This is a genomic window from Flavobacterium sp. LHD-85 (assembly GCF_030929595.1).
Taxonomy (GTDB): Bacteria; Bacteroidota; Bacteroidia; order Flavobacteriales; family Flavobacteriaceae; genus Flavobacterium.
On the sequence record NZ_JAVFVR010000014.1, the window covers coordinates 101,189 to 108,787 of the forward strand.

Consider the following 7,599-nt stretch of genomic DNA (forward strand, 5'->3'; position numbering starts at 1 on the left):
ATTCATTAAAAAAAATCCGTCTTTTTCCGTGTCTTTGCGATAGCAAATCTGTTTCATCCGCGTTACAATTACTCAATTTATTAGCCATTTCCAGGGGCAAATGGGAATTTTAATGATTTGAAATACTCTAAAGTTTGTGTTGGTTTTTCAACTCCTTCAGGAAGTTCTTTTCCCGAAAACTGCTGAAAATATAGCAAACAAGCATCGCGCCACCATTTTGCTTCTTTATACTGAATTTCCAATAACATTTTTACTTCATTAAAACGTTCGCTGTCAACATATTTCCCTGCCTTATTCCAAACATTCTGCATTGCTGCAGCCTGATTTACACCTTCTTGATATTTCAATGCCAAACCATTCCAAAGCGTTTGTCCATTTTTCAGTTTATAATCCCATGAAACATGATGAAACCATAAAAGATCTTTTTCCGGACAAGTTTCTAAATTATCGAAAAGATCTGCCACTTCTGGCACATATTGCGAAACGGCATTTGTTCCAGATTTTGATCGGTCAAAACCAATTCCATTTTGATCCGCTTTATGATAATACGTCGGATTCCATTCTGGTCTTGACAAGTTAGAAACCCAAGGTCCTGGACCGTAATGATGCCCTGTATCCATAATATGATGCAAACCAAGCGGTGTCATATAATTGACAACGGCTTCACGAGATTCAATCATTATACTTTTAACAGGTTTTATAAAGTTTTCATCATTAGAAAAAGTGCTTCTTAGCCATTCATCGGCAATAGTCTCTGAATCTAAATACGGATTCCACGCCAATCGACCGAAACCGTACCAATTTGCCTGTGCAAATGGATGCCCCGTCCAATTTAAATCATTTCCAATATTGGCAACGCCAGCAATTCCTGTTAATTTATTTTGATATAAAGTGCCATCAACCACTTTAGCGACTGTTGAACCCTTTCCTTTTTGATACGTATCTGACTCTAAAACTTCCTGAAATAATTTTGGTAGGAAAACCAAATGTGTGCTGAAACCTAAATATTCCTGAGTGATTTGAAATTCCATCATTAAAGGGGTTTTCGGCATCGCTCCAAATAGCGGATGAAAAGGTTCTCTAGGCTGAAAATCAATAGCTCCATTTTTGACCTGAACAATTACATTTTCTTTAAATTTTCCATCATACGGCTGAAATTCAGCGTAAGCTTGTTTGGCGCGATCATTTGCATCATGTTCTGAATAGACAAACGCTCTCCACATAATTATGCCACCAAAAGGTGCCACAGCATCCGCTAGCATATTGGCTCCGTCAACATGATCTCTTCCATAATTTTGCGGGCCAGGCTGGCCTTCTGAATTGGCTTTCACCAAAAATCCACCAAAATCTGGGATTCGCTTATAAATTTCAGCCGATTTATTCTTCCACCAATTGATGACTTCAGGGTCTTTTGGATCGGCAGTTTTTAAGCCTCCAATTTCGATTGGTGCCGAAAATCTTGCAGTTAAATAGACTTTTATTCCATAAGGCCTGAAAACATTTGCTAAGGCTTCGACTTTTTCTAAATATTGCGGAGTCAAGATTAAAGCATTGGCATTTACGTTGGTCAAAACAGTTCCATTAATTCCGATTGAAGCATTCGCTCTAGCGTAATCAATATAACGCTGATCTATAAAATCAGGAAGTTTTTGCCAGTTCCAAAGGGAAAATCCAGCATAACCTCTTTCAACTGTTCTATCAAGATTATCCCAATGATTCAGGATTCTGATGCTGGTTTTAGGAGAATCAGCGATATTTAAGTTTTTAATTGATTTATTAGTCTGTAATATTCTCAGAAAATTAAAAACTCCGTATAAAACCGCAACATCATTTTTTCCTGTAATAATAATTTGCTTTTTATTTTTAAAAGAAACCGTTTTGACAATAAAACCTTCATCATTTATTTTAGCAAAATCAGATTGCAGTTCGTTCTTGATTTCGGCATTTAAATTCGATTCTGAACCAACAATAAGATTATTCTCTCCTTTTATATCTGATTTGATTTCAGAAATATTTCCTAACATATCTGAAAATCCAGTCTTAAGTTCTTTCTCAGCGATTTTAATAGTTTCTGAATTCCCTAAAACAACAATTCCTTTAAGATTGCTTTTGTATTCTGAAATCATTACAGAATTACTCGTCTCATTATACTGAAGCCATAATTTATAATCCTTTTGTGCTAAAGCCGAAAAGGAAAGCAAAAGAAACAGAAAAGCAAATCTCAGTGAAGTCATTTTAGTTTTATTTTATTCTTACAATCTCTATTTTGAAAGAATCAATATTTTATTTGTGTTTAAAAGTATTTGGCAAAAAATTAATTTAAAAAATACATTATTCTAAATAAAACAACAATTGCAATCGGTTGCGTAAAAATATAAGATTGTTGTTTAAGAAAAAAATTTTAGCTGTCTTTTTTTCAAAAAAAATAATTTATATAACAAATAAAAGCAGGATAATTATAAAAACTATCCTGCTTTAACTGGGTGGATTTACTATTTAAATCCTTTATTTTTTGACTTTATTTCTGCGAAGATTCTCGTGCGAGCACTTCGGTATTTAAGAATGTAATTTCTTTGGCATCATCATCATTTTTAGATGATTTCAAATTTTTTATAATTATATCTGCTGCAGCTTTTCCCATCTTTTCCGCAGGATGCGTAATAGTCGATAAATTCGGATCTATAATTTGTGAAATCGGGTCGTTGTTAAAACCAATTACTTTAAATTCTTCTGGAACTTTAATTCCGCGTTTTTTTGCAGTTTGAACAGCACTTACAGCCAAGATATCCCCTGGTGCAAATAAGCCATCAGGAATTGGGTCTAGATCAAATAAAGCATTGCTGGCTTTTACACCATCTTCGTAAGTAACAGAATTTAGGTTAATAATCAAGTTTTCATCTATATCGACATTATGATCTTTTAAGGCTTCTATGTAGCCTCTTTTTCTTTCATTATATAAATTTCCTAATTCTGATCCTGCTGTAATGTGTGCAATACGAATACAGCCTTGTTCAATAAGATGCTTAGTTGCTTTATAGCCAGCCGAATAATTATCAATTACAACCCTAAAGGTATTATAATCTTTCGGAACCCTATCGACAAAAACTAACGGAATATTATTGTTTGAAAATTGATGAAAATGTGATGTATCGCGTGTTTCCATAGCCAGCGAGCAAATCACGCCACTAACACGGTTACTGTAAAGGGATTTAGCCATATTAACTTCCTCGTCATACGAGTCGTGCGACTGCATGATGATTACCGTATAATCGGACTTTTGAGCTGTAATTTCGATCCCGCTGATTAATGATGATAAAAAAGGTTGTGTAACGGTAGGAATCAAAACCCCAATGGTTCTTGTTTTATTGCCACGCAAACCAGCTGCTAAAGTATTGGGAACAAATCCCATTTCTTCAGCGGTTTTTTTCACTTTCTTTATCGTTTTATCACTAATCGTGTGATGATCTTTTAAAGCTCGTGAAATGGTTGATGTCGCCAAATTAAGTCTTTCAGCAATATCGTAAATCGTTACATGTTTATTCTCTTCCATAAAACAACAAATAGAAGATGTAAATATAAACTATTTTCTTTCACGTTTGTATTTTCAAAAATCACTTAAAAATTAAAGCCGTTAGTCATTCTTTTTGTCTTTGAGAATTTTACCATCTTTACTAAATTCCAAATCGATATTATTAGTCAAATCTACATCAACATCTTTATGTCCATAGTCAATATGCGTTATTTTTTCGTTTGGATGATTTTTTGACACATACGCTTTAATAGTATCCGGAATAAAATCAGTTGGAATTGGCTTGTCTCCACCATCAACTTCACGATACGATCCGTCTTTCCAAAATTCAACTTCCGTTCCATCTTTCAGTTTTACTTCATACCCCTTTTCTCCATGTTCAGCATCTTTGTGAGCACTTGCCACATTCTCATTAGCAAAATGTTTCTTCAAAAAATCTTGAGCTGGTTTTGGCAATTCTGTTACCTCTATCTTCTTCTGTGCATTGGCCGAAATTGCAATTAGCAATAAAACAACGGCTAAAAATATTCGCTTTTTCATAATTCAATCATTTAAGTATAGCCTCACTAATTTACTGTAAGAAAATTTACATTCAAATTATTTTAAGAAACTTTTAGCCTTTTACAGAAACATAACACACTGACAAACAACCAAATTAAAATATTTCCTACTATTTATTATATCTCAACTTCATTTAAAAATTTTATTTTTCAGAAGATTTTTTAAATTGTTTTGTAGTACTTTTACTTCTCAGTCAAAATAAATTGATTCTTTAAACCCCAAGTTTACAAAACTTTTATTCTAGTTTTTCTTGAGAATACAAACCAAAAACATATGGCAATCTGGTTAGGAAGGTCTTATTTAATCATCATCATCTTTTTATCATTCAGTCTACAAGCACAGATTGAAAATAAAAAGAAGTCTTTTGCTGCCAAAAAAACATCAGTTCTTAAACCCAATTCCAAAATTCTAGCTCTTTATGATTTATATAATTCTGGAGAGGAGAAAAAGGCATATAAAAAAGCGCATTTACTATTAAAGTCAAAAATAGACAACCGATCCCTTGCAAGCACCAACCTTCTTCTTGCTTATTATTTCAACAAAAGAGCAATAATTGACTCTTCTATATATTACACAAATCAGGCTTTTAAATACAATACAACCGCTAACGACTCAATAAAAAACCGTCTTTTCTCATTAGGATATAATCTTCTCGCTATTAACAACAATAAACGAGGCTTGTTTAATGAAAGTAAAAAATGGCACCTAAAAGGAATTGAAACCTCTCAAAAATACAATGAAACAAATCTTTTCTACACACATGTACACGGTTTAGCGCAGACCTATACAGAATTAGGCGATTATCAAAATGCTCTAAAATTATTTAAACAATGTCTTGAATACAAAGATGATTCTGAAATAATTCTAGGGAGCTACATCAATATTGCTGATATTTATTCGAGACTGAAAGATTATGACAATGCCAATCTTTACTATAAAAAAGGAAAGGCAATTTGCGAAAAAACAAATAATTTTCAAGGAAAAGCCATTATACTACTTGGTTTAGGCGAAAATTACCAGCTACAGGGCAAATATCCAGAAGCATTAAAAATGTTTCAAGAAGCGCTTCATATTGCAGATGAAAACGAAATGAATCAATTGGCAATTATTTCAAGAAGCACTATTGGCGACTACTATACTTCACAGAAAAAATATAATGATGCAAAATTGATTTTCTCCGAAGCGCTTCAAAAATCAATTCATTTTGGATTACTTCAAAACCAGATAGACATCTATGATGAACTGCGAGAAATTGCCATAAAACAAGAAGACTATAAAAATGCTTATTTATTTTTTGATAAATCAACTCATTTAAAAGATTCAATCTCCAAAATGGAAAGAATTAAAGAAATAAATGAATTAGAAATCAAATATAAAACAGCTCAGAAACAAAAAGAAATTGAATCTTTGAAATTCGAAAACGAAGCAAAAAAACTAACTTTAGCTAGCCAAGAAGAAGCTATTAAAAATATGATACTTCAGGATGAAATTTCAAAAAAAAATAATGAAAACACAATTCTGTCCTATCAAAATTCATCCAACAAAAAGCGAAATGAGATCTCACTTCTCAAAAAAGAGCAGCAATTAAAAACATTAGAAATCAGTCAGCAAAAGAAAATTAAACTGTTTACAATTAGTGCTTTTCTCATTTTATTGCTTCCTATAATTGCCTTATTATTTCAATTTTATAAAAGATTCAAAATACAGCATTTATTAAACATTAAACAAACCGAGATTAGTTCGCAAAAAATAAACAGCATCTTAAAAGAGCAAGAATTAGAATTAATCAAAGCTTCAATCACTGGACAGGATAAAGAAAGGCAGCGTATTTCTCAAGAACTTCATGACAGCATTGGTGGTAATCTCGCAGCGATCAAACTACAAGTCAATCATTTAAACTCTTCGAATTTTTCTAACATACAAAAAATAAGCCTTCAGCTCGACGAAACGTACCAACAGGTTCGAAATTTATCTCACACTCTACTTCCAAAGAAATTCAGCCAAAATAAATTTCTAGAAGTATTAGAATCTTATTTAAACAATATCAGCGAAGCAAGCAAAATTAAGATTTCATATATTCCCTATCCAAAGAAAGAGATTAATGAACTGGATGAAACTATTCAGTTTGAAATTTTTAAAATCATACAGGAGCTCTTGACTAATACAATCAAACATGCAAAAGCTTCTGAAATCGAAATTCAGCTGAATTACATTGAAAACATATTCAATCTTTTATTTGAAGATAATGGAATAGGTTTTCAAACTGAAAACATTTCAAAAGGAATTGGCCTCGTAAATCTGGAAAACCGAATCAATAAACTAAACGGTTCGCTTGTAATCGATTCAAAACAAAAACGCGGTACTATTTTTAATATTGAGATTCCCGTTTTTCAATCAAAAGCAAAAATCCAAATTAAAGGGATAGATCTAAAAAATCAGCTTGACGAATTAAAAAGCACCTAACATAACTATTTAATGGATAAAATTAATTTACTTATTGTTGATGACCATACCATGTTCCTTGAGGGAATTATTTCCTTATTAGAACGTGAATCTAATATTACTATTATTGACAAAGCTACAAATGGAACTGATGCGTTGAAGATTATTCAAAAAGCAACTATTGATTTTATAATTCTCGATATTAGCATGCCTGAAATGGATGGGATAGAATTGAGTAAAATTCTTAAAAAGCAATATCCTCACATCAAAATCTTAATCTTAAGTACACATAGCAATGTAATGATTGTTTCGAGATTAATCAGAATTGGCGTAAATGGCTATTTATTGAAAAATGCTGAAAAAGAAGAGCTTTTAAAAGCTATAAATACAATTGCTTTGGGAGAGAATTACTTTACTGAAGAACTACAAGAAAAATATTGCAGCAATAATACGAGAATTGAAAAACAAATCTCTAACCTAACCGAACTAAGTTCAAGGGAAAAAGAAATTTTAGTACTGATTGTTCAAGAATATAATACTGCCGAAATCGCTGAAAAAACTTTTATAAGTTTAAATACGGTAAATACACACCGTCGCAATTTATTATCAAAATTAAACGCTAAAAATACAGCAGGGCTGGTAAAATACGCCGTCGAAAATGGCTTAGTAGATTAATCTTTAGAGAAATAATTTATTACTAAGCCCGAATAATATAGTAAAGCTCCCCAATGCAAATACTATTCATTCGAGCAAGTAATAAGATTTTCAATTAAAATTGCATGATTATATCAATTTAATTCTCCAAAATAGTTTGACACACCTCGTTTACATTGCAACTTTTACACAAATCTAGCATTCTTCCCTATTTTTCACATCACTATAAATAGTGATTTTTACTTTTAAATTTTATTTTTCTAGTTTAATCTATACAATTTTCAAAAACTGTCAAAAAACAAAAAACCCCGTTTCGTTAGAAACGGGGTTTTCAAAAGAAAGGCGACGACATACTCTCCCACAATAATGCAGTACCATCTGCGCAGGCGGGCTTAACTTCTCTGTTCGGGATG

Annotated in this window: 5 protein-coding genes; 2 read left to right on the plus strand and 3 right to left on the minus strand. The window is 32.1% G+C overall.

The features are described 5' to 3' along the window. Nucleotides 1-80: 80 nt before the first annotated feature. The 3 genes from RB618_RS19210 to RB618_RS19220 form a co-directional block, all read right to left on the minus strand. Nucleotides 81-2,234, minus strand: coding sequence for an alpha-glucuronidase family glycosyl hydrolase (locus tag RB618_RS19210; RefSeq protein WP_308070243.1), 2,154 nt, complete (start codon nt 2,232-2,234; stop codon nt 81-83). A gap of 284 nt (nt 2,235-2,518) precedes the next feature. After that, nucleotides 2,519-3,550, minus strand: coding sequence for a LacI family DNA-binding transcriptional regulator (locus tag RB618_RS19215; RefSeq protein ID WP_308070244.1), 1,032 nt, complete (start codon nt 3,548-3,550; stop codon nt 2,519-2,521). An 81-nt stretch (nt 3,551-3,631) separates the two neighbouring features. Then, the gene (locus RB618_RS19220; RefSeq protein WP_308070245.1) at nt 3,632-4,069 is read right to left on the minus strand and encodes a PepSY-like domain-containing protein; all 438 of its coding nucleotides are present in this window, start codon (nt 4,067-4,069) and stop codon (nt 3,632-3,634) included. Between the two features lie 294 nt (nt 4,070-4,363). On the opposite strand from RB618_RS19220, the gene RB618_RS19225 reads away from it, so the two are divergent. Both RB618_RS19225 and RB618_RS19230 read left to right on the plus strand, forming a co-directional pair. Next, the gene (locus RB618_RS19225; RefSeq protein ID WP_308070246.1) at nt 4,364-6,553 is read left to right on the plus strand and encodes a sensor histidine kinase; all 2,190 of its coding nucleotides are present in this window, start codon (nt 4,364-4,366) and stop codon (nt 6,551-6,553) included. A 12-nt stretch (nt 6,554-6,565) separates the two neighbouring features. Beyond that, nucleotides 6,566-7,207: a response regulator transcription factor gene (locus RB618_RS19230; protein WP_308070247.1), complete on the plus strand. Its 642-nt coding sequence runs from the start codon at nt 6,566-6,568 to the stop codon at nt 7,205-7,207. Nucleotides 7,208-7,599: the final 392 nt, after the last annotated feature.